Consider the following 22,722-nt stretch of genomic DNA (forward strand, 5'->3'; position numbering starts at 1 on the left):
ATCGAACCTGCCGCGTGCCGTCCAACGCCCGTGGGTCGCCGAACGCTCGCGCTGCTCGCCTCGCTGTCGCTGGTGTTGCTCCTCCCCGAGCCACCCGAGGCCGAGGCTCGAGCGAGGCGTGGAGCGCTGGTCCCTCGGTCGAGCTCGACCCCGACGCCCACGGCGCCCCAAGAAGCGAGCGCGGCGAGCCTCGTCGATACGGCCGTCGCTTGCTCGTGCACGTCGACCTCGTCGTGCCCTGTCATCGCCACGATCCGCGTCGGAGCGCTCTCGGCGCAGCCCCTCTACTGCAACCAGCTCCACGGGGCGGTGAACCCCGGCACGCGACGCGGAGGAACTTGGTACTTCCAATGCGCCGAGCTCGCCAACCGGTGGCTCGTAGAGAGCGTGGGAGCGCCCCGCATCGAGGGCAACGCCGACGCCATGTGTGGAAACGCCGATCGCCGCGCGTTCGACGTCCACACGAGGGCCGACGGCTACGAGCCGACCCCCGGCGATTTGCTCGTTTGGGACGGCTACACGATGGGGCACGTCGCGGTCGTGACGTCGGTGTCTCCGTCGCGCATGCTCGTCGCGAATCAGAACTACGGCCGCAACGGACAGCAATATCCGTCGTTGCTCGTCCCTCGCACACGCGGATTCTTCGGCAGCCCGAAGGGCGACCGAGGTCTCTCGGCGAAGTGCGTCATTCACCCGAAGCGGCTCCCCCGTCAGCCGAACGGTACGGTGTCGCCCGCCTCGTCCGTCCCTGCGAGCGCGGGGCCGTGCGCGCACGTCCGATCCGCACAAGACGGCCCGTACTGCGGAGCGTCGAGGCAGAACGGCTTCTCGGGCGGCGACCCGACGATCCTCTACACGTGCCGGAACGGCGTCACGACCTCGCGCCGCTGCCGATCCGCGTGCGTGATGGAACCCGCCGGCAAACCCGACCATTGCGACTGACGAGGCGCCTGGCCGAACGAGTCGGCCCGGTACTCCCTACGACCTCGAGGACCTCGGGCTCAGCGGATCCCGCGCGCGGCGCAGTTCGCCGGATTGCGGATATACGCGCGTTCGGCGGAGGAGAGTGCCCAAAAACCCGTGGGCTTCCCTACCTTGCATGCGCGGCTCTCGGGCGCGTTCACGTCGTAGATTCGGTTCATCCCGAGCCCGCAGACATCGGCCTCCGAGACGAACTGCCCTCGCGAATTGCATCCGACGTTGGCGATCCGAGCCGTGGTCGTCGACCGCCGCGCGAAGCTCTGGGCAATGTTCTGGCAAGCTGCCCCCGCGAGCCCGCATCCCGTCGCGCACTGAGCGGCGCTGTTGGCGAGCTTGGCCGCCGTCACTCCCGCGGACGATAGCCACACACACACGGGCGCGTGGGTGCCTCCGCTCGCCGGAGTCGTAACCCAGCAGACGACCGTGCCGACGAGCGCGGCGCCCGACGCCACCTTGGAGACCGTGCAGGCGAGCTCGCCACCGCTCAGCGCATCGGCCGATTCGTCGGGGGCGTCGACCACGGGAACGTCGTCCCCTGCGTCTTCGGCTTCGACCTCTGCGCTGCACCCCTGCGAGCACAACGCGGCGACCACGAGCGGCAAGACGGCGGAGAGCGCATGCTTGAGGGTCATGAGGGTCTTCCTTCCTTGTCGTGTGTCCCGCTCCGAACGCGGGGGATCTCGGCGAGCTCGAAACGGGTGTCCAGACGTCGCGCCTCGGATCAGAACGCGCAGTGGATGTGATCTTGATGGTCCGACCGGTTGCTCGGGCCGAGCACCTCGACCCCGCCCAGGTCGCGGCACGCCTGCATGAAGCCGCGCGCCGCGGCGCTGTCCCCCGAGATGATACGGCCGTTGATCTCGCCCACGTCGATCGCGCGGCCCGCGTAGTGGAACGAGCCAGGCGAGTGGGCCGCGCCCGCGATCGCCGTGACGAAGTAGCGGTAACCATACTTCTCCCGGAGCGCGATCATGGCCGAGACGAGCTTCGTCGAGAGGGCCACACGACCGCAGGGCGCACCGCCATGGCAGCTCTGTTTGGCGCTCCTCCCCGCGGCCGCGTCGCGGATGTTACTCAGCGCGTCGGCCCCGTCGTTCCTGCCGAACGTGGTGTCGTAGAGCTCAATCTGTTTCGACGTGTGATAGCTCAGAATTCGCTGCGCCCCACTACCCGACACGGCGCTGGGCTTTCGGAGGTACTGGCCCGACACCCACCCCGTCTTCCCATTCCACGATACGCCGTACCAGTTCGCGCGGGGGCTCGCCGCGGCGCTCTTGACGACCGTCCCTCGCGGGATGACCTGGAGGACGTCCGCCGAGGGGCTAGGCGAGCTGCGGTGATTGAGATCCGCGGTGGTCTCGAGGTCGGTCCCGACGGCGAAGCTCCCGCTCAGGGCCTCGGAGCTCTCGTCGGCGTTCTGCCCCTCTTCTGCCCCAGCGACCTCTTCCTCTCCGAGCTCCGCGGAACATCCGGAGATCGACACCATCGAGAGGGAGCAAGCGACGACGACGGCCAGCGAGCGAACGTTCATGGGAGACCTCCGAGCGTGGGGCGGACCACCGGACTACTGCGACGGACGTGCCACCGCGCGAAAGCGCGACGGAGCGCGTGCTCGAACGCGTACCCGCGCCGAAAAGCTCGCTCTTCAGGCCTTCCGACGACGACCGCTGACGCGACGGAGCGCGGGCACCTTCCGTTCCTCGGGTGGGCGATCGCTGCACCGGCGATCGGCGCCACGTCGGGCCTGACCTCCGCGATCGTCGGGAAATCGCATCGGGCGAGGGGCGCGAGGCCTGGCACGCTCGGTGCTCACGTCCACCTACATCGCCGTCGCCTCTGTCTCCGCGCTCCACGCGCCGGCGCCGGTGGGGGCGGCCACGTCGATCTCGACGCCTTCGTGCGCGAGCTCCCCGAAGTGACGCGGACCACGGCACGCGCCGTCCTGTGCACGAGGAGCACGGCACTCCTCAGGCACACTTCGATCCTCGTCTACGATTCGGACAACTTGGCATTGCGGGCATCGGCGCGAGTGCTACGAAGGCGCCCCGCTCGGCGCGATCGACCCTCGAGGTATCCCTATGAAGCTCCTGCACACGTCCCTGTCCTCGGTGTTCGCGGTCCTCTGCGTCGCCGCGTGTGCGAACGGCCAAACCTCTCCCCGGCCCGAACCTCGAGGCGATTCGTCGGAGGACGCGAGCGCACCATCGACGCCCAGCTCCGACGCATCGACCGAGCCGGATTCGGCACGTCCAGAAGACGCCGAGACCGACGCGACGTCGTGCGACTCACCGTGCGGCCTCGCCCCTCAGTGTGGGTGCAGCGCCTCCCAGACGTGCGACGTGAGCGCGACCGATGGAGCGCGGAGCTGCGTAGGCGCCGGGGTCGCGCCGGCGGGAAGGGGGTGCCTCGGCACCTTCGAGTGTGCGCGTGGCCTCGTCTGCGTGAGCGGGGTCTGCCGCGAGCCGTGTGCGGCGCCAGGGAGCGCCTGCGGTGGCCCGTCGCAGGGCGCCTGCCGCGAGTACCCCAAATCCGACGCCGACGCCGGGTCGGTGTCCGTCGCGGCGTGCGGCGTCGTGTGCGACTACACGAACGAAGCCTCGTGCGGCTTCAAGCCCGGGGACCTCGCCGCCTCCGGCTGCGTCTTTCGAGAGGACACGGGCACGGCCGAGTGCACGAAGGTGCGCGATGTCCAGCTCCAGTCGGGGGTATGCGAGCGTGACGCCGAGTGCGGGGCGGGGCGGGTTTGTGTCGCCACCTCGATGGGTTTTCGCACGTGCCGAAGGCTCTGTCGCCCCGGAGACCCCAACGCGTGCGGAGGATGCGGCCCGTTCCCCACGGCGCGCGTCGTCGCCGGGGTGACGTTCGGCTACTGCCCCTGACAGGCTGTTGATTGTCTCTGTCCCCGGTCGGGGAATTCCGAGGCTCGCCCTCGTCCGCGGTCGTCGTTTCCAACGTCACGCTCGATGTCCGTGGGCCCGCCATCCATCGGATCGTCGGCTCGGCGCGAGCGGGCTATGGGCGAATTGGATTGGCATTCCTCTATTCCCTCGAAGAGTCGACGGCAACTCCATGCGTCAGCGCCTGGGAGCGCTCGGCGTTCGAGGATTTTCGACACGATCGGACCGTCACTCGAGGAACATAGCTATCCTCTTGCAGGAGCTTCCTGTTCCTATCGAATCGCCCCGGCCTGGCTTCGAGTTTTTCTGGAATCATCCGCCGCCACGATTCCTTCGAAGTGTCGTACGGTTCCATCCCCTCGAGCGGAGGGCGATCGTGATGATCCAAGCCACTCACTCGTGGCATGTTCGTTGCTGAGCGGCGCGCGAAAGGTAGTACTCGTGCGCACCAAAACTCCCCTCGTCCTCCTCGCGATCGCGCTCTCTCCCCTCGCCGTCTTCGCGGCCTGCACCGACGCCGTCACCGCCGACTCGGCCGACTCGGGGGTGCCGCCGACCCCGACGGACACGACGCCGACGCCCACGACCACCCCGACGGGCTCGGCCCCGGAGGACGCCGCGAAGCCCGACCGCGCGATCGCCCCCGATGTTCGGCAGCGCATCGACGCGTACGACACGGCCCTCGCCAAGGCCGTGTGCGGCAAGATCACCACGTGCTGCAACGACGCCGACCGCGACCTCTTCGCTGGCCAGTTCAAAGAGGCTCCCTACAAGAACACGACCCCCCTGACGAACGAAAATTGCGAGACCGTGCTCAAGGCCTCGTACGACGCGCTCTACCTCCAGAAGTGGGGCGTCTCGGCCTCGGTCGGGAACATCGTGTTCGACGACGCGAAGGGTCAGGCGTGCATCGCGAAGGTCGCCGCGGCGACGTGCGGGACGACGCTCACGAGCGTCCTCTTCGACGGTGCCTGCTTCGGCATCCGCGGGAACGAGGTCTTCCGCAAGGTCGGCGCGCTCGGTGCCGCCTGCGACGACATCGGCGATACGACCTTCATCGGCGAGTGCGATCCGGCCCAGGGCTACTGCAACGAGAAGAAGAAGTGCACGGCGTGGCGGAAGACGGGGGAGTCGTGCGGCATCCTCCTCAACGACGCGGGCCCCGCCGAGCGCCTCTTCTGCGCGCCCGGGACGAACTGCGACGGCCAGACGCTGCGCAACCCCGGGAAGTGCAGCGGCCCCGCGCGCAACGTCGCGCTCGGTGAGACGTGCACGGCGCAGACGGGCCCCGATCTCGTCTGCCCGGCCGGGTCGTACTGCGACGTGCTCGGGACGGGAAAGTGCACCCTGGCCAAAGCGAACGGGGAAGCGTGCGGCGCCGACGACGAGTGCACGGCCCCAAGGCCTTTCACGTGCCTCGCCCCGCGTAGCGACGCCGACGCCGGCGCCGACGCCTCGACGGCACGCGTCTGCGGGAGCACGGCGTACTGCGGAGGTCGGCAGTGAGCGCCCGATCCGTCCTCGTCGCGCTCGCGCTCGCGGGCGCGGCCTGCTCTTCGGCGGTCACCACGGAGCCTACGCCCGCCCCGTCGGGGTCACTCCCCGAGGCCGCCCCTCCCGCGCGGCCCGCGGTCGAGGCCGAGCTCGCGCGATTCCTCACGGGCTCCTTCGACTCGAAGGATCAGGCAGCATCCGACAAGAGTTACTTCGAGATCTCGCTCGAGATCTGCCCCATCGACGCGAAGGAGATCGGGGAGCGTGTCCTCTACGTGGAGCAGGCGCGCGTGGGGTCCGCGCCCTACCGCCAGCGGCTCTACGTCATCGACCGAAAGGACGAGACGACCGCGGTGTCTCGCGTGTTCGAGCTGAAGGCCCCGAAGAGCTGGGTAGGTGCGTGTGCGCGCGCGGAACGCAAGGCGAGCCCCGCGGACGCCGACGAGAAGGTCGGGTGCAGCGTCGAGATGCACCGCGTGGGAGACGCGTTCGAAGGCGCGACGCCCGATCTCGCGTGGACGGGCTCGAGCTTCGAGAAGAGCTCGGGGAAGGTGCGCTGCCCGAGCGAGCTCAACGGCGCCACGTACGCCTCCTCCACGGTACGCCTCGAGGAGAACCTCATGGTGTCCTGGGATCGCGGATACGACGACGCGGGGAAGCAGGTCTGGGGCGCGACGGCCGGCGGCTACCGCTTCGTGCGCCGACGCTGACGGCGTGCTCTCGCAACTCGGCTCGTCGGTGGCGACCCTGCCGGAGGGCGCCGCCCCGAGCCGTCCCAACTCCGGGAACGAGCCCGCGGTGCGTCATGGTCGAGCTCGACAAGAACCGCGGGGCTCCCCTGCACTTCACCACCACGCGAGGGTAAGGTCGCGTTAGCCTAAAGGTCATGGTTCGGCGCGCTCACGCTTGGGGACGCACGAATCCCCGGCAGCGCTCGGCCGTCGTGGGCATCGTCGCGGCGTTCCTCGTGGGGATCCATCCGTCCGGGGCCATGGCTCGCTCGAGCACGTCGGCCACGTGCGCTGCGGCGGCCGAGCGCGGCCAGGCCCTCCGCGACGAGGGCAAGCTCGGCGCGGCGCGAGAGGCGTTCGCGCAGTGCCTCCGCCCCGAGTGCCCGAAGGTCATCGCCACCGAGTGCGCGACCTGGTTCGACGACGTGGGGGCGCGCCAACCGTCCGTCGTCGTCGCCGTGCGCGACGAGCGGGGTCTCGACGTCGTCGGAGCCACGATTCGAATCGACGGAGCCGCCCGCGACGACGCGGGAAAAGGGCGCTCCGTGCCGCTCGATCCGGGTCCCCACACCGTCGAGACCATCGTCGACGGAAAGCCGCTCTCTCAGCGCTTCGTGATCCGCGAGCGCGAGAAAGACCGAAGCGTCGTGCTCGAGCCGCCGCGCGCGAGAGCACCAGTAGCGCCCTCCACGCCACCACCACGGTTCCTCGAGGAGCGGCCCATCCCCGTGGTTTCGTACGTGCTCGGGGGCGTGGCCGTCGTGCTCGGCGCGACCGGCACCATCTTCGGGGTGAGCGCCGCGAGCGACTACGCCAACCTCGAACGCACCTGCCCTGGTCAGTGCTCGGACACCGACATTCTCGGCCTCCGAGCGAAGACGGTGACGGCCGACATCGCGTTCTCCTTGGGACTCGCCGCCGCCGTCGGAGCCGTCGTGGTCTACGTGGTGCGCCCTACGATCCTCAGGCCCGCTCCCGTCGAGAAGGCCTCGGCCTGGATCGACCTGAGCCGCGGGATGGTACGGTTCTGACATGCGGACGAGAGCGATCGCCGGCTCGGCGCTCAGCATCCTCGCGCTCGCGGCCGGCTGCACGCTGATCTACGACGCGGGCGATTTCGAGGCATCCACGGCAGTCCCAGAGGCGGGCCCGATTCCCGACGGAGCCACGCAGGTCCCGGATCCGTGTGAGCACGCCATCCCTCGAGGCCGCCCCGACGCCACGGCCACGGGCCCCAGACAGAAGTACGTATTCGCGCTCTCTCACCTCGCACTCGTGGCCGGCAACGCCGACCGCATCGGGTACGACCTCGACGGCGTCTGCACGTGCGACTCGAGACCTGGAGCGTCGCGAGGAGGAGCCTCGTCGTGCGTCCCGAAGCGCCCCGACCAACCCACCTGCGACAACGAAGGGGGCCGCGACAACGGCGCCGCCGCGCTCTTCGCGCGAATCTTCCAGAACCGTGCAGACGCCTCGGTCGACGTCGGCTTCGACCTCTCGGTGGCCGAAGGGGTCGAGTCGCTCTTGGTCGAGCTCGACGAGCTCGAGGGCGTCGGCGACGATCCGAACGTGCTCGTCGCCATATACGACTCGCCGGGCCTCGACCCGCCGGCCGCATGCGACGCCGGGCCTGCTGGCGACGGCGGCGTGAGCTCCTCGGGGAGACCCAAACCCGCATGGACCGGGTGCGACGCTTGGCAAGTGAGCGAGCGCTCCGTCATCGGAGCCATGCCACGCACCTTCACCCGGGAAGCCTGGGTCACGGGTGGCAAGCTCGTCGCTCGCATCGACCCTCTCCGCCTTCGCATCGGGAAGAGCGATTTGCTCGTGCTCGACGCGATCCTGACGGCGACGATCGATAGGTCCAGCGCTCTGCCGCGGCTCACCGAGGGCGTCGTGGCCGGGCGCGTCCTCGCGCCCGACCTCATCCGAACCTTCTCCGAACAAGAGATCGTCCCGGGCTTTCCGATCTGCACGAGCCCCGACAACGTGGCGGATTTCCGCGAGAGGCTCTGCAACTCGCTCGACCTCGCCGGCGCACGCGACGCCGCAGCTCCCTGCGACTCCATCTCGTTCACCGTCGAGTTCGAAGCGAAGCTCGCGCAGCGCGGGACGGTCGCCCCCCCTTCCGACGCGGGCACGCGCTGCAAAGACCTGGGCGACCTCGGCAAGTGCCCGTGACCGGCAGCGCGCCCCCCCCCAGCGCGCTTCGGACGACGAGCAGCGGCACGGACACACGTAGACGACGAGGTGGGTGTGGCACCCACGGGTCCCACCTCGCGACCTTCAGCGCGCGCGGAAGAAGAGGCGCGTGAAGTTGCGCCCCATCACGTCCTTCTGCTCGCTCTCGCTGTACCCCGCGGCGGCCATGGCCGCGCGCACCTGCCCCACGTAGCCCTTCACCATGCCCGAGAACTGAGGCCCGTCGGAGCCGAAAATCGCCTTTGCGACGAGCCCATCTTCCTTGATCCGCGTCATCACGTACGGGAGCTGCGGGGTCTTCGGATCGGGCGTGAGATCGGCGCCGTTCTCGTCCTTCAGGAACGGGCGACCGAGAGCCGATATCTCGAGGTGCACGTTCGGGTAGCGCTTCGCCAGGTCGAGCGCGTGCGCCACGGCGCGCTTGTCCCCTTGGCCCACGTGCCCGAGCACGAAAGGGACGTCCGGGTACGAGCGGAGCACCCCTTCGAAGTTGATGGGGTCGTAGCTCTCGGGCACGTTCTTGGCCGTCGGGAAGGGCGAAAACCCCGTATGGAGATACACGGGCACGCCATACTTCTTGGCGACGTCGTAGACTCCCAAATAGCGACGATCGTCGAGGGCGATCTGCTGGTGGGGGTGGGCGAGCTTTATCCCCAAGAAGAGGTCCGGCCGGCGCTCGAGGCACGACGCGAGCGCCGCATACCGCCGCGCCGCCACGCTCTCGTCCACGGTGCCGTCGTCTCGCACGAAGCCGTCGAAGAAGCTCACCGAGGCCAGGCCGAACGCCCACGGGAGCCCGTCGGCGGCGACGTTCTCCTTCTGCGTGAGCACCGACGCGAGGTCCTCGTTCGTGAAGAACCCCGTCGTTTTTTGCGTGTAGACCGCAAACAAGACGGCGTGATCGACGCCCGCCCATCGGGTCTGGTCGACGATGCCGAGCACGGGCGCGAAGGTGTCGAGCGCGGCGCCGGAGACGCCCGGGGCGTACGGGCGCGCGAAGGGAGGAATCCCTTCGACGAAGAGCGCCTTGGTCGTGGAGGGAATTCGCCCGTAGAACCCGGGGTGAAGGTGCATGTCGACCACCCCGAGCGCATCGAGGCCGAGCGCGGGGCGCGTGGCCTTGCCTGGCGGAGCGGCGATCTCGGTCATTTCACGAGGGCTCGACTCGGGGGTGTACGGCGCGAACGCCGAAACCTGAGTCGCCGTGCCGTCGTCCGCGTACACGACGGAGAGCCCCTTCCCGTAGAACGCGAGCGTCTTGGTCGCGTCGTCCGGGGCGCCAAGGCGCGCCTCGATCGCGTCCTTCCGCTCGCCGGGGCAGGGAGAGCCGGCGCACGAGGCACCTCGCTGCACCCCGACGGCGACGAGCCTCGACTCGTCCGTGAGGCGGTCGGCCTCCACCGAGGCGAAGACGAGCTCGAGCCCCTTCGCGGGATACCTCGCGAAGACCAACCGATTCGAGCCGGTCGCTTCGGCTTCGCCGAGCTTCGCCCTGACCGCACCGTAGGTGTCCCCCAGGCGAACGTCGGCCGCACCCAGCCCTGGCAGGAGGGTGGAAGCGGGCGCCTCCGGGACGGGGTCGGAGGGGCTCGTACACCCCGCACTCCCGGCGACGACCCCCGCTGCGACGATGGCCGCAGCGACCGCGAACGAGGTCCTCATTTGTCCGCGAGCTCGACGTCGGCGGAGGCGCCCTTGTCCGCCGCGAGCGTCAGCGGCGTCGAGGCGGCTTGAATGTCGCCCGGGAGCGCCGACTGCGCTTGAGGATCGTTCCCCTCGGCCGTCATGCGAACGACGGCGACGTAGGTGCCCGCCGCCACGTTGGGCACGCGCAGGGTCGTCGGAAACGTGAGGGGCGCGCGCGCGGCAGCGACTCCGGCGGGAGGGCCTTTGGGAGGAAAGTCCGTGAAGAGCGCGACGGACAGGGCGGCGCCCTTCTTGGTGCCGGCGTACTTCACGTTGACGACGACCTCACCGGCCTTGGGCGCCCCCGAGGCCGCGCTCGACGCGGACGGAGCGGGAGCCGCGCCGGAGTCGGTCTCCGTAGCCGAGTCGGAGCAGCCGAGCGCCGCGCAGAGAGAGGCGGCGAGCACGATCGAAGTGACACGTTTCATAGTTCCTCCTTTGGAAATGTCCCGAGCCGAGGGCCCTTCGACGGGACGAGCTCGAGCCGCACGGAGATCTTCCGCGAGACACGGCCCGCTCCTCCCCAGACGCGCCCGGGCGGACTCCTAAATCACGGCACGACAGCACGCAATCGACAATCCGACAGGCGGCGCTACTTCGCAGTAGAGGAACGAATGCATCCTCGAAATACCGAACAAATCCGAGGGAGGAACTACCCATTCCATGCAGGGAGGGGGCGATCTCGAGCTCGGCTCGCGGCTCGCAGGTGGGGGGATCCGGCGACGAGGCACCCGCGGTTCCTCGCGCACCAGTGGATCGCCGGGGCTCGCATCACGCACGAATCGACCCCGCCACTTCCCTCGTCGGCGTACTCCAAGGTGCTGGTTCGATTCGAGAAATGGCCAGGATCCCGCGCAACGCCCATCGGCACACGGGGTGCAACGTGGCGAGATGGCCGCGTGGCGCGGCCCGAGGAGGTGCTCATGGCTCGATGGCTCCCATGTCTTTTTCTCGCGGCGACCACCGCGGCACTCGGCTGCTCGGCCGAAGCGACCGACGACGGCTCGGCGACGACCGAAGACGGTGTGCGAGACGCGCAGGGGAACGAGATCGTCACGGCCACGGTCGACACCTTCCTGAAGACGTCGACCCAAGACTCGTCGACCCTCCCGGCGAGCGACGTCTGTCGAATCCCCAAGGGTTCGCAGGTCAAGCTCGGTGCACCGACGACCTTGGGTGCCCACGTTCGAGGGAGGCTCGCCTCGGCGCACGGGTGCGGCGGGAAGTTCGGAGGAGGTGCGACGGTGTACGTCTTCCGTCAGCATTTCTCGGGGTGGTCCGCCGCCCCTCAGCCGACGCCGGACCCCACGGGACCCACGTGCTCACCCGCCCGCGCGCGCGGCATCGTCCCCACGATGCAGAAGGCGCTGCTCGACACGATCGCCTTCGCCGAAGGCACCAAGGGCCGCGGACAAGACGGCTACAACGTGCAGTTCACCTACGTCTACTTCGACGACTGCACGCGCCACCCTCGCCGTATCCAGTCTTCGGGTGGTCTACGCTCGGATGCTTCGGGCCGATATCAATTCCTGAGCACGACGTGGGACACCCTAGGATACGCGACGTTCTACCCTGACAACCAAGAACGGGGCGCGATGGCCCTCGTCCGGCGACGCGGGGGATCCGTGCCCGAGTCCAGGGCCATGACGGCGACCGAGCTCGCGAACCTCATGGACCGCATTTCCTACGAGTGGGCCTCGTTGCCCCCGGGCCGCTACGGTCAGCCGAACTACAGTCAAGCCCGAATCCGTTCGGAGTACTGCCGGAGCGCGGGGTGCTGACGTGAGCGCGAAGCGGCGCCTCTGGGTCGTCCTCGGCGCGGCGTGCCTCGTGCTCGCCCCGCTCGCGTGGCGTGGGGCCCGAAAGGCCCCATCCGGTCCGGTCGTGCACGCGCCGGCCGACCTCGCCGCACCCCTCGGTGTCGAACAGACAGGCGTCGTCGCGCTCGAGCCCCGCGCGGTGGGCGACACCGAAGCTCGGGCCGAGCCCGACCCGAAGGCGACGGGCACATCCGAGGCCCTCCCGGGAGCCGAGCCCAGCGTGGAGAACCCCACGTGGGCCCTCGTGCGTGAGATCGAGGGCGCGGCGGAGCGTTCCGACACCTCGAAGCTCGCGGGGCTCCTCTCTCGAAGGCTCGACGCCGATCCGGAGGCCTCGGGCCCCCTCATTCGTACGATCGGGCACCTCGCCGCGCTCGCCCCCGCGCGCGAGAAGGATCGTGCGGCCACGACCCTCGCGAAGTGGCTCGACGAGCAAACACGAGAAACATCGACGTTCGCGAGGGGCAACGTGTCGCTGCTCGTCGACGCGCTCGCCGACACGGGGAGCCTCACGGCCGTCGAACCGCTCGTTCGTTTGCTGGACACCGGCTCGCTCGCGATTCACCTCGCTACTCGCACGGTCGAGGCCCTCACCGCGCTCGGCGACGGGAGGGCCCGGGATGCGATCGTGCGGTTCGCGAACCGCATCGACGCCTTCGTGATCGACGAGGGCCTCCCGAGCGACGAGCTACGGGCGGAGGCGAGAGAGGCGACTCGAAGAGCCCTCGAGTCCCTCCCCGAGAACGGGTGACACGAGGCCCGCCCGGCCCACCCCCCACGCGTCAGCGAGACTTCGACTTGATCTTGGTGAAGTACCGTCGCGCGATACCGAAGTTCGCCGCGGCGCGGGCCACGCTGCCCCCGGATTTTTCGAGCGCGACCGCCACGAAGCGGCGATCGAACTCGTCGAGCACGCGGCGCCGCGCGATCGTATAAGGGACGTTTTCGTGGAGCAGCGTATCGAAGAGATCGTTGCCACTTCCCACGGGCTCGGGCGTCGACTCCGAGTCGTCCCATACGTCGGAGTGACCGAGGGAGAATCTCCGCTGGACGGCGTTGAAGAGCTCTCGCACGTTGCCGGGCCAATTGTAGGTGCCCCAGCGCGAGAGGAAGTCGGCCGGGAAGGGCACGGTGCCCCCGGAGAGCTTGTTCCAAAGGTGTGTCGAGAGCAGCTCGACGTCCCCCTCGCGGGCACGGAGCGGAGGCACGACGAGACGCGCGACCGCGAGGCGGTAGTAGAGGTCGTCGCGGAATCGGCCGGCCTGGATCTCGGCCTCGAGGTCGCGGCGCGTGGCCGAGATGAGGCGAACGTCGACCTTGATCCACTTGCTTCCGCCGATACGCTGGACTTCTTGCCGCTCGACGGCGCGGAGCAGCTTCGCTTGGAGCGCGATGTCGAGGTCGCCGATCTCGTCGATGAGCAACGTTCCACCGTTCGCCACCTCGAAGACGCCGGCGCGGGCCTCTTGCGCCCCCGTGAAGGCGCCCCGCTCGTGTCCGAACAGGCTCGATTCGAGGAGCTGGGGGGAGATCGTCGTGCAGTCGAACACGACGAACGGCTTCTGGGCGCGCGCGCTCGCCTCGTGCAGCGCCTCGGCGACGAGCTCTTTGCCCGTCCCCGTCTCGCCTTCGATGAGCACGGGGATGTCCGTCGGGGCGACCTGGTCGCACCGCGCGAAGAGCCTCCGCATCGCGGGGCTGGCTCCCACCACACGCCCGAACCGTGTCCGCGTCGAGACGCGGGCTCCGCGCTCGTCCGAAGCCTCGACGGCCTCGATCCCGAGGAGAGTATCGCCGAGGCGCAGGCGGTCCCCCGATTGTGCGATCCCTTCGATCGTGCGAGAGCCGTTGAGGAACACGCCGTTCGTCGAAGACAGGTCGCGTACGCGCAGACCGAGCGTGTCGGCGTCGAGCTCCACGTGCCGGCGCGAGACCTTCGGGTCGGTCAGCTTGAGCTCGCACGTCGCGCTCTTGCCGACGAACGACGGCGCCGAGACGACGAACGATGCGCCGTGATCCTGCCCCTCGAGCACGAACACGCGGTACGCCGTGGCGGCGGGGGCAGAGGTTCCGGCGTGGGCGGTACCTTGTGTGGTCTCGTCGAAGTGGATCGGCATGGGTCGCTCTCCGTTCGGCGGCTCGTGCCGCTCGGGGGATAGTGTCGCACGATGTATGCCAAGCGAGGATCGAGCATATCCTCAGGAACGGCGACGCCCATAGCCACAACCAGGAACGTCTTGCTCCTGCGCGGGGAACAGCGCGTTCCTCTCCGACGGCCTCACGGGCCCCTCTCGGTCGGGCCTCACGGGCGAGCCTCACAGGACGGCGCCCGACCGCCATGCTACCTTCTCCCACGTGGGTGCACCCGGCTTGCGACGCATCGACGCGTACGAGGTCGTGGCTCCGCTCGGAAGGGGCGGAATGGCCACGGTCGACCTCGCGCGGCGCATAGGGGAGCAAGACCTCGTCGCCATCAAGACGGTGCGCCCGGACGAGCTCGACGACGAGAGCGCCGCGACGACTCTCCGCGACGAGGCCCGCGTGCTCGCCCACATCCGGCACCCGAACGTCGTCCCTCTCCTCGACGTCTTCTCGGACGGCGGGAAGCTCCACTTGGTCATGCCGTTCGTGCGAGGGTCGTCGCTCTCCGAGCTCATGATCGCGATCTCCAAGGCGGACGGCGTCACCCCGGCGAGCGTCGTCTCGGCGATTGGGCAAGACATGCTCGCGGGTCTCGGAGCAGCCCACCGCGCCCGAGGCACGGACGGGGTCCCACTCCACATCGTCCACCGCGACGTCTCTCCTCAGAACGTCATGGTGAGCGCCGATGGGCACGCGCTGGTCCTCGACTTCGGCATCGCGAAGGCCCAAGGCCGAAGCGCGAAGACGACACGCGACGGCGCCCTCAAAGGCAAAATCGCCTACATGGCGCCGGAGCAGGTCCACGGGCTCGAGATCGACGCACGGGGAGATCTCTACGCCGTCGGGGTGATCCTCTGGGAGATGCTCGCGCTCGATCGGCTCTTCGCCGGCGCGAACGACGCCGACACGCTGCGGCGCGTCCTGCTCGCCAAAGTCCCGAGCCTCGCGACCTACCGCAACGACTTGCCACCCGACATCGACACCTTCTTCGCGCGTGCGCTCGCCGGCTCCCCGAATGCCCGCTTCGCGTCGGCAGAAGAGATGTCCGGAGCGCTTCAGCTCCTCTTGCCACGGGCCTCACCCAGCGACGTGGCCGCCTTCACCTCCAGCTTCGCGCGCCCCGCCCCCGTGTCCGTCTCCGTTCCGACCCCGGTCGAGAGCCACCGCTCGATCGACCCGCTGACGCTGGCCTCCAACGAGGCGCCCGCGCCGAAGAAGGCGACACGGCGCGGCTTCGTCATGGCCGCATCGGTGGGGCTCGTGGTGTTCGTCACGCTCGCCGGCTTCGCTGCCCGCCGCACGCACGCGGAGGGCGCGCCCCCCTCCCCCGAGCCCCAAGGGACCCAAGAGGCCCCGACAGCATCGGCCATCAGCGTCGTTCCTCCGCCCCCACCACCCACGGCGCCTCTGTCTACGCCCGATCCGGTGACCGCGCCGAGCGCGCCCGGGACGCACAAGGCGGGTCCGAAGAAGGCCCCTGCGTCGGTCGACACGCCGACCTCCAAGGCCTGCCATGTGCCCTATACGATCGACGAGCACGGCCGAAAGAAGTTCCGCCCCGAGTGCTTGCCTTGAGCACGCACGGCGCGCGCTCGGCTCGTGCGAACCATCAGCTCCGCGTTATGGAACATGGTCACATCGTGAAGTAGACCTAATGCATCCGCTAAGGGACCTTCGATGGTCGCCGGCCGGGGCGGGCCCATGTTGTGGGGTGTGGACGCGACGGACGCGCCCCGCAACGAAAGGTCGGTCACCATGTCTCCTCGCAAGCTCCTCGTCGCCTCCGGGCTCGTCGCCTTCCTCGCCGTCGGCTGCGCCGTCGACTCCACGAGCCAAGCCTCGCCCGAAGGGGCGGTCGGGACCGGCACGGCCGAGCAGGCGCTCGGGCAGGACAACATCGGTACGGTCGGGGACGGCTTCAACGCACGCACGGGAGACTTCTCGACCATCCGTTGCGTGAAGGGCGGCGGGATCGAGCGGGTCCCCGGCAGGCTCGAGAAGGTCATCCGCTTCGACAAGGTCGAGTCGCTCGCGAGCGCGAACCAGCTCCTCCAGGTCGACGTGGACGCCTCCGCCAAGTTCGGCACCTCCGGCGTCGACGCGAAGGCGAGCTTCGCGCGCAACGTGGCGTCCACGTCCCGAAGCATCGGCTACGTGTACACGCTCGGCTACGACAGCGGCGCCGAGCGGTTCATGGGCGACACCATCGAGCTGTCCGACCAAGCACGGGAGCTCCTGGACGAGCCCGAGAATTTCATGGCGGCCTGCGGGGACCACTTCGTCCGAGCGAACAACCTCGGAAGTCGACTCTACGTCTCCCTCCGGATCGACTTCGCCTCCGACGACGCCAAACAGTCGTTCGAAGCTTCGGTGGGCGGAAACGCGAGCTGGCTCAAGGTATCGTCGGGCATCAAGACCCTCTCGGAGAGCGCGCGAAAGAACCTGAGCGTGCACCTCGACGTGTACGCGGAGGGCGGGGGCAACGGGATGAGCCGTATCCTCGGCTCGCAGGATCTGGCCCATTGCAGCGTCGACGACCTCGAGTCGTGCAACAAGCTCATGACCGACGCCGTCGCCTACACCCAAACTTCGGAGTTCGTGGAGGCGACCACGCGCGAGCCGGCCGTGGTCGGACACGACCTTCGAGGGTACGACGCGCTCGGCGGGGGAAACCTGGGAATCGACGAGCTCCCGACGGCCGTCGTGAAGGCTCGCACCTCGCTCGCCGAGGCCTACACGGAGCGCCAAGCGCTCGAGTCCTGGGCCTACGGGATCGACGGTATGGACGCGGCGAAGCTCCGGGCCGTGCGCGACCTGATCCGCGCCGACCTCACCGCCCTCGAGGGCGCCGCGGCGCCGTGCACCTCCGGGATCAGGACGGCGAGCTCCGCCGACGACCCTCGAATGCGAGCGTGCGTCGACGCCGCGAGCCACGTGGCCCTCCACGGGATGGACGACCTCCGGGCCGCAGTGCGCGACGCGATGCGCCCGGTCTTCATTCGCCGCGTCGTGTCGAGCCCCATGTGCCTCGACAACTATTACGGTCGGCTCGCCGAAGGCAATCCCGTCGGGTCGCATGCCTGCAACCGCGGCTCGACCCAAGTGTGGACTCTGACCGACGATCACAAGCTCCACGCGGGCGGCGGCGCTTCGCCCTGGTGCGTGACCAGCGGTGCCGACGGCGTCGTCCTCACCCGGTGCGATGGCCCGAACGTCGACGCGTGGCACCTCGACGAACGCAAGCAGCTCGCGAACACCAAGAACCAGTGCATCCCCCTCGGCTACCAGACGAACGAGGGATTCCACCAGTCGAGGCCCGCTGCCTGCGGGAGCGACGAAGCCATGCGCGTCGTCTTCGAGTGACCGAGACGAGCGCAACGGCACGACGAGCCGGCCGGGAGCCTTCCCGCGCCGGCCTCGGCGTTGCGCGGCGTGCGGCGCGGCGTGCAGCCCGGCGAGTGGGTCAGCTCCCCCGGCCCAGCTCGGCTGCGACGAGCTCTTCCTGGTACGAGAGCAGCGCCCTCTCGTACCCCCGAAAAGCTCCGGGCCTCGAGGCCGAGAGCGCCGTCTCGAGCATGGTGGCCAGCGCCAGGCGCGAGTGACCGGCCGAGTGCAGCGCGAGCGCGAGGAACGCACGGAGCGCCGGGTCTTCCGGCGAGGCCATGACCGCCTCACCGAGGTGCACGACGGCCTCGTCGGCTCGCCCCACGTTTCGCAGCGTCGAACCGAAGCCCACGAGAAAGTCGGCGCGCTCCTCCTCGGGGACGCCGAGCGCCCACGCACCGTCGTAGTACCGGATCGCGCGAGCCTCGTCGCCGGCTCGGTCACACGCATAGGCCGCCGCGATCTGGGCTCGAACGTCGTTCGGTCTCGCGCGCGCGGCCGAGACGAGGTCGTCGAGGGAGTCCTTTCGTTTCATCGTAAGACCCATACACCCATAGGTCGTCTCGTGTACGCAAAGGCGTACGGAGCAAGCCTTGGTCAAGGCGAGACAAAGCCGCTAAGTAGACGATCTCACATCACTCCCACGAGGAAGAACCATGACCGATCTCTTTCACGACAAGGCCTCCGACTGGGACGCGCGCCCCGTGCCCCAGCAGATCTCCGAGGGCGTCTTCCGAGCTCTCACGGCGGCCGTGCCCCTCGCAGAGAGCCTCACCGTGCTCGACTTCGGGGCGGGCACGGGGCTCCTCGCGGGAAAGCTCGCCCCCAAGGTCAAGAAGATCCTCGCCGTCGACGTCTCACCGGCGATGCTCGCCGAGCTCGCGAAGAAGCCCGAGCTCTCCGGAAAGGCCGAGATCGTCTGCACGAACATCGTCGAGGCGCCCTTGGGCCGAACGGTCGACCTGGTCGTGAGCGCGATGGCCATGCATCACGTCGAGGACACACGCGCGCTCGCCCACGCCCTCTTCGCGCACGTCTCCCCCGGCGGGCGGATCGCCCTCGCCGATCTCGACGCGGAGGACGGGAGCTTTCACCCGGCGGGGGCGGAAGGTGTATTCCACGCCGGCTTCGATCGCGACGCGCTCGGCGGCCTCCTGCAGGAAGCAGGTTTCACGGACGTGCAGTTCTCGACGGCCTGCGAAGTTGCCAAAGAGTCGAAGAAGTATCCCATCTTCCTCGTCACCGCCACGAAGCCCTCGTAAGCGGATATTTGCCAGTACGCTCGTTCGACCCTCGTTGACCTACGGGCACTCGCTCGGAACGGCCGAGAGCGTCGGGGCGGCTCCGCCGTCCGAGATCGTCGGAGGAGCCGCGGGCTCGGGTTCGGGTCCCGGAGGGCCCTCCGGCTCACGCTCCGTCGGTGCGGGCGACACCAGCGTGCTCGAGGGGTCCGCGGCGGCCGCGACAGGAGGGCCGTTGGCGACTTGCGTGGCCGCGGGTGCGAGAGGTGGCGATGCATGAGGCGTGTACCCCTCGGGCGCTGGCCTCGCCCACGGTGCCGACCATGAACGCGCGGCGAAGTAGGCCGAGACCGCCTGCGGGTGGATGCCCGCGACACGCATTCCGATGCCGTGAGCGCCGAGCCCCGTCAGCCCGAGCAGGTCGAGGATCCGCGGAGCGACGAAGAACTTCTGGACGAGCCAGGCGAACACCGTGAAGAGCACGGCGACCTGGAGGAAGAGCGTGAGGACCAGCACTTCACCGAGGGCATCTTCACCGCCGATGGAAGATGCCATGATCAGCGTGAAGAACCAGGCGACGAGGGGGAGCGCGATGCTCCAACGTGCCCACTGCGCGGCGGAGTAGCGGCCGAGGCAATGGCGGCACAGGCAGCCCGAGAGCCAGCCCTTCGGCATACCCGAGTCCACGACGAAAAACGTGATGAGACCGACGAAGAGGAATCCGTAGACCCAGAACGGGCGACGAGAGAGGGGGAGGCGACGACGCTCGAGCCCATCCAAAGCCCCGCATTTGAGGCATACGTCGGGGAGGGTGTCGCCGACCCAAAGCGCGAGCGCTCCGTCGTCGGCGAGCGGGCTCGAGTGGTGCCCATGGGATGGCACGGGGCTTTCGGCGACCGGGGGCGCATAGGGATTGAAGCTCATGGCGGGTAGGCGTGGAGCGCAAATACCTCCCCACGTGCTGAACAGACTCGCATGGGTGGCGGTTCGTGTCCACGCTGCGAGCTATCCCTTCGGTCGTGCGCGTGTGGCCTACATGTCGAGCTCGGGCAGCGGCTTGCCCAACGCGAGGAGCTTGGCGCACGCGGGCTGCACGGCCCTCCGGCACGCGAACGATAGGTACGGAAGCGCCGCGTCGACGTCTTTGGGTGTCCCCTTTCCGTCGGCCGTCATGATGCCCACCGACGCGCACCCCTCGACCCCGTCGGTGTCGCACGCGGCGCGGGCGAGGGCGAACGCCTTCGTGAGATCGCGCGGCACGCCTTCGGCCGTCGCGTACGCTTGGGAGAGCATGTCGCAAGCCGTCGCGTCGGCGCCGTCGCAAGCCTTCCGAAAGAGCTCCACGGCGCGATGCGGATCTTTCGATTGCCCGCGCCCCTCGCGGTAGCGAATGCCGAGCTCGGTGCACGAAGGGAAGTCGTCGTTCTCGCAGCCGCGTTGGAGCGCCTCGGTCGCGCGCACGTCGTCTTTGGCGACTCCGAGCCCACGCGAGAGGAAATAGGCAGCGTCGGCGCAGCGCGACTCCGCGTCGCAGATGGAGATGGCGAGCCTCGCGGCCTCGGGCAAGTCCTTCGGGTGGCCCTCGGCGCCGGTCTCGTAGAGCTCGACCAGGACGTGGGACACGACCTTGCGTTTTCCCTGCGCGACGAGCCCCGCCACCCCTTCGGCCACGCGTTTTCCGTCGGGCAGGCCATTGACCAAGTGGCCATAGAGGGCCGTGCACGAGTCTTCTTCGCCGCCCTTGCACGCACGCTCGAGGAGCGAGAGCCCCGCGCGCACGTCCCGCGAACGACCGAGCCGCACGGTGAGAAGCTCGGCGCCCTGTTCGCCGCAGGCGCCCGCGTCTCCACGCATGCACGCGTCGGAGAAGAGCTTCTCGGCCGCGGCGCGGTCCCGCGGGACACCGAGCCCGGCGTGGAGCAACGCCGCTTGGTTGACACACGCCGTCGTCAGACCTTCGCGGCACGCGCGGTCGAACGCCGCATACGCCGCGCGCGGATCGGTCGGTGAGCCCTTCTGGAGGACCTCGCGTCGCTCCCCGAAGCTCGCGCACCCCGCTTCGATGGCACCCGCACATCGGAGCTTGTACACGAGCTCTCCGCGCGGCCCACGACGAGGCGAAGCGAGGAACCCTCCGAGCAGGAAACCGACGTCGTTGCAGGCCGCGGCTTCTCCGTCGGCGCACGCGCGCTCGAAGGTCTCTCGCGCGACGATCGGGCTCGGGGCCCGCCCCTTGGCGCCCTCTGCGACGGTCGCGGCGAGCGCGGTGCACGCGAGCGACGACCCCGCCTCGCAGCCACGCTCGTACGCCTCGTGGCTGGAGTCGCCCGCGGCCTCGCCATCTACCCACACGAAACCACACGCGTCACCGGGGTACGTGGCGCACGTGCGCGCGGCGAAGCCCTTCGGGAGAAACACCCTCGCCGAGGGGGCGTTCGTCGCGAGATCGTGACCGAGCGCGTAGAGGCAATCGAGGTGCGCCTCGTACCCCACCGGTGTTTCTTTGCAGGATGCATTGAAATAGTCTTGTGCGGCACGCGACAGGCCGAAGCCACCCGCTCCGCGCAGCGCCCCCGCCACGGCGCACGCTTGGCCCGACTTGCAGGCGGACTCGAGGGCCGTAGCGGCCTCTTTCAGGTCTCTCGCGAGCCCACCTTTGGGAGGAAAGGCGAGGGCGAGGCCCAAGGCGCCACACGCGGCGCCATCGCCGCTCGTGCAGGCCCCACGAAGGAGGTCTGCGGCCGCTCGAGCTCGGTTCACGTCGCGACCACGAACGTCGATCTTGGCGAGCCCGACACACGAAGGTCGGTCGCCACGCGCGCACGCCGCCTCACAGGCCTTCGCGTCCGCCTTCGAGGCACAGGCTTCACGGTCGGCCGCCGCCGTTCGCGCACGGACGCCAAGCGCCGCGGCGCCCGCGAGCAACACGGCGAGCGCCGCGACGACGAGGGGTGTGCGTGAGCGCGGCTTCGGGGGAGCGCCGAGCGACGGTTGTGTGACCGACACGGGCGGTGCCTGGCCCGGAGTCTCCGAGATCGGAGTCTCACGCTCCTTTCGGCTCGCGTCGGGAGGGGGCCGGGTAATGACCGGTACCGGCGTACCGGCGGGTGTGCCCGGAATGGCCACTTCGGTCTTCGCGTGGGCGACGGACGACGTGGCGGCGTCCAGCGGGGGCTCCGAGAAGACCACCGTCTCGGAGGCGCTGCCTGGCACGCCGAAGACCCGCGCGAGGCGCTCGGTCGCCATCCCCACCGACCCGGCGCGGTCCTTCGGATCGCGCGCGACACACTCGGCGAACCAAGCGTCGAAGCCTTCACCGAGGTCGCCATCGAAGCCGAGCGCCCTGGCCCGCATGGACGCCGGATCGAGGGGATCGAGGCACACCTCGCGCACGATCGCGAGCGGTGACGCCTCGCCCAACGAGGCTTTCCAGTATGGGCGGCCCGTGAGCAAGAAAAACGCGATGAGACCGAATGCCCAGACGTCGGTCCATGGGCCTACCGGGTCCCCCGAGCCCGCTTGCTCGGGAGCCATCCAGAGCGGAGTGCCGAGCGACTCGGTCTTCGTCTCGAAGGCCTCGTGCAAGATGCGCGCGATGCCGAAGTCGAGCACTTTGACGAAGAAGGGCACGCCGCTCATGCGCGACGTGGCCAAGAACACGTTGTCGGGCTTGAGGTCGCGGTGAACCACCTGCGCCGCGTGCGCCGCGTCGATGGCGTGGGCGAGCTGACGAAGGACCGCGATGGCGAGCTCGGGAGGGAGCGCTCCTCGTGTGGCGACGAGGCCGTGCAAGGTCTCGCCATGAAGGAGCTCCATCGCGATCCACGGGAGACCGAGATCGGCGTCGACCCCGGCTGCCACCACGGACACGACGTGATCGCTCGCGATGCGGGCCGTGACCTTGGCCTCTTGGGCGAACCTGTCGCGGAGCTTTCCGTGCCGCAAGAGCTCGGGGCGGATCACCTTGAGCGCGCGCTTCGCGCCCGTCGACACCTGCTCGGCGACGAAGACCGCGCCCATGCCGCCCTCGGAGAGCTTGCGCTCCACGCGATAGTCGCCACCGACGAGCACTCCCACCTCGAGCATCTCCCTCAGCGTACACCTACATGCGGCGCGCTTGGGCCGAAGGTTCGCGCCGGCGTCA

The 22,722-nt window shown here is 69.2% G+C and carries 19 protein-coding genes; 11 read left to right on the plus strand and 8 right to left on the minus strand.

Going from position 1 to position 22,722, the window contains the following annotated elements:
- Positions 1 to 30: 30 nt before the first annotated feature.
- Positions 31 to 942 (plus strand): CHAP domain-containing protein, encoded by a 912-nt coding sequence (locus IPK71_03335; GenBank protein ID MBK8212758.1) that lies wholly within the window; start codon positions 31 to 33, stop codon positions 940 to 942.
- Positions 943 to 1,001: 59 nt separating this feature from the next.
- Here IPK71_03335 and IPK71_03340 read toward each other — a convergent pair whose 3' ends face one another.
- Together IPK71_03340 and IPK71_03345 are read right to left on the minus strand one after the other, a co-directional pair.
- Entirely contained in the window at positions 1,002 to 1,613 is a 612-nt protein-coding gene (locus IPK71_03340; GenBank protein MBK8212759.1) for a hypothetical protein, read from the minus strand.
- A gap of 89 nt (positions 1,614 to 1,702) precedes the next feature.
- Positions 1,703 to 2,512: an SH3 domain-containing protein gene (locus IPK71_03345; protein MBK8212760.1), complete on the minus strand. Its 810-nt coding sequence runs from the start codon at positions 2,510 to 2,512 to the stop codon at positions 1,703 to 1,705.
- 808 nt (positions 2,513 to 3,320) lie between these two features.
- Between IPK71_03345 and IPK71_03350 the strand changes: the two genes are divergently transcribed.
- The 5 genes from IPK71_03350 (at position 3,321) to IPK71_03370 (ending at position 8,284) form a co-directional block, all read left to right on the plus strand.
- A complete protein-coding gene (locus IPK71_03350) occupies positions 3,321 to 3,860 on the plus strand; it encodes a hypothetical protein (protein ID MBK8212761.1) in 540 nt (179 codons plus the stop codon).
- Positions 3,861 to 4,319: 459 nt separating this feature from the next.
- Positions 4,320 to 5,384: a hypothetical protein gene (locus IPK71_03355; protein MBK8212762.1), complete on the plus strand. Its 1,065-nt coding sequence runs from the start codon at positions 4,320 to 4,322 to the stop codon at positions 5,382 to 5,384.
- On the plus strand, positions 5,381 to 6,082 hold the full coding sequence (locus IPK71_03360) for a chromophore lyase CpcT/CpeT (protein MBK8212763.1): 702 nt from the start codon (positions 5,381 to 5,383) through the stop codon (positions 6,080 to 6,082). The genes IPK71_03355 and IPK71_03360 overlap by 4 nt, the downstream gene beginning before the upstream one ends.
- Before the next feature lie 176 nt (positions 6,083 to 6,258).
- Positions 6,259 to 7,134: a hypothetical protein gene (locus tag IPK71_03365; GenBank protein ID MBK8212764.1), complete on the plus strand. Its 876-nt coding sequence runs from the start codon at positions 6,259 to 6,261 to the stop codon at positions 7,132 to 7,134.
- A gap of 1 nt (position 7,135) precedes the next feature.
- Positions 7,136 to 8,284: a hypothetical protein gene (locus tag IPK71_03370; protein ID MBK8212765.1), complete on the plus strand. Its 1,149-nt coding sequence runs from the start codon at positions 7,136 to 7,138 to the stop codon at positions 8,282 to 8,284.
- Positions 8,285 to 8,389: 105 nt separating this feature from the next.
- Here IPK71_03370 and IPK71_03375 read toward each other — a convergent pair whose 3' ends face one another.
- Positions 8,390 to 9,967 (minus strand): amidohydrolase family protein, encoded by a 1,578-nt coding sequence (locus IPK71_03375; protein MBK8212766.1) that lies wholly within the window; start codon positions 9,965 to 9,967, stop codon positions 8,390 to 8,392.
- Entirely contained in the window at positions 9,964 to 10,419 is a 456-nt protein-coding gene (locus IPK71_03380) for a hypothetical protein (GenBank protein MBK8212767.1), read from the minus strand. The genes IPK71_03375 and IPK71_03380 overlap by 4 nt, the downstream gene beginning before the upstream one ends.
- Positions 10,420 to 10,914: 495 nt before the next feature.
- On the opposite strand from IPK71_03380, the gene IPK71_03385 reads away from it, so the two are divergent.
- Positions 10,915 to 11,772 carry a glycoside hydrolase family 104 protein gene (locus IPK71_03385; protein ID MBK8212768.1) on the plus strand — a complete coding sequence of 286 codons (858 nt, stop codon included), beginning with the start codon at positions 10,915 to 10,917 and terminating at the stop codon, positions 11,770 to 11,772.
- Between the two features lies 1 nt (position 11,773).
- Positions 11,774 to 12,562, plus strand: coding sequence for a hypothetical protein (locus IPK71_03390; protein MBK8212769.1), 789 nt, complete (start codon positions 11,774 to 11,776; stop codon positions 12,560 to 12,562).
- 31 nt (positions 12,563 to 12,593) lie between these two features.
- Here the strand turns inward: IPK71_03390 and IPK71_03395 are convergent, their stop codons facing one another.
- Positions 12,594 to 13,928, minus strand: coding sequence for a sigma 54-dependent Fis family transcriptional regulator (locus IPK71_03395; protein ID MBK8212770.1), 1,335 nt, complete (start codon positions 13,926 to 13,928; stop codon positions 12,594 to 12,596).
- A gap of 304 nt (positions 13,929 to 14,232) precedes the next feature.
- Between IPK71_03395 and IPK71_03400 the strand changes: the two genes are divergently transcribed.
- Together IPK71_03400 and IPK71_03405 are read left to right on the plus strand one after the other, a co-directional pair.
- Positions 14,233 to 15,528, plus strand: a complete 1,296-nt coding sequence (locus IPK71_03400) for a serine/threonine protein kinase (GenBank protein MBK8212771.1) — start codon at positions 14,233 to 14,235, stop codon at positions 15,526 to 15,528.
- A 180-nt stretch (positions 15,529 to 15,708) separates the two neighbouring features.
- Complete coding sequence (locus tag IPK71_03405) at positions 15,709 to 17,316, plus strand: RICIN domain-containing protein (protein ID MBK8212772.1); 1,608 nt, start codon at positions 15,709 to 15,711, stop codon at positions 17,314 to 17,316.
- 100 nt (positions 17,317 to 17,416) lie between these two features.
- Here IPK71_03405 and IPK71_03410 read toward each other — a convergent pair whose 3' ends face one another.
- Positions 17,417 to 17,872, minus strand: coding sequence for a tetratricopeptide repeat protein (locus tag IPK71_03410; protein MBK8212773.1), 456 nt, complete (start codon positions 17,870 to 17,872; stop codon positions 17,417 to 17,419).
- A gap of 121 nt (positions 17,873 to 17,993) precedes the next feature.
- On the opposite strand from IPK71_03410, the gene IPK71_03415 reads away from it, so the two are divergent.
- On the plus strand, positions 17,994 to 18,599 hold the full coding sequence (locus IPK71_03415) for a class I SAM-dependent methyltransferase (GenBank protein ID MBK8212774.1): 606 nt from the start codon (positions 17,994 to 17,996) through the stop codon (positions 18,597 to 18,599).
- A 39-nt stretch (positions 18,600 to 18,638) separates the two neighbouring features.
- Here IPK71_03415 and IPK71_03420 read toward each other — a convergent pair whose 3' ends face one another.
- Complete coding sequence (locus IPK71_03420) at positions 18,639 to 19,502, minus strand: hypothetical protein (GenBank protein MBK8212775.1); 864 nt, start codon at positions 19,500 to 19,502, stop codon at positions 18,639 to 18,641.
- Positions 19,503 to 19,610: 108 nt separating this feature from the next.
- A complete protein-coding gene (locus tag IPK71_03425; GenBank protein ID MBK8212776.1) occupies positions 19,611 to 22,664 on the minus strand; it encodes a protein kinase in 3,054 nt (1,017 codons plus the stop codon).
- Positions 22,665 to 22,722: the final 58 nt, after the last annotated feature.

This window comes from Myxococcales bacterium (genome assembly GCA_016712525.1).
Lineage (GTDB): Bacteria > Myxococcota_A > Polyangia > Polyangiales > Polyangiaceae > JAAFHV01.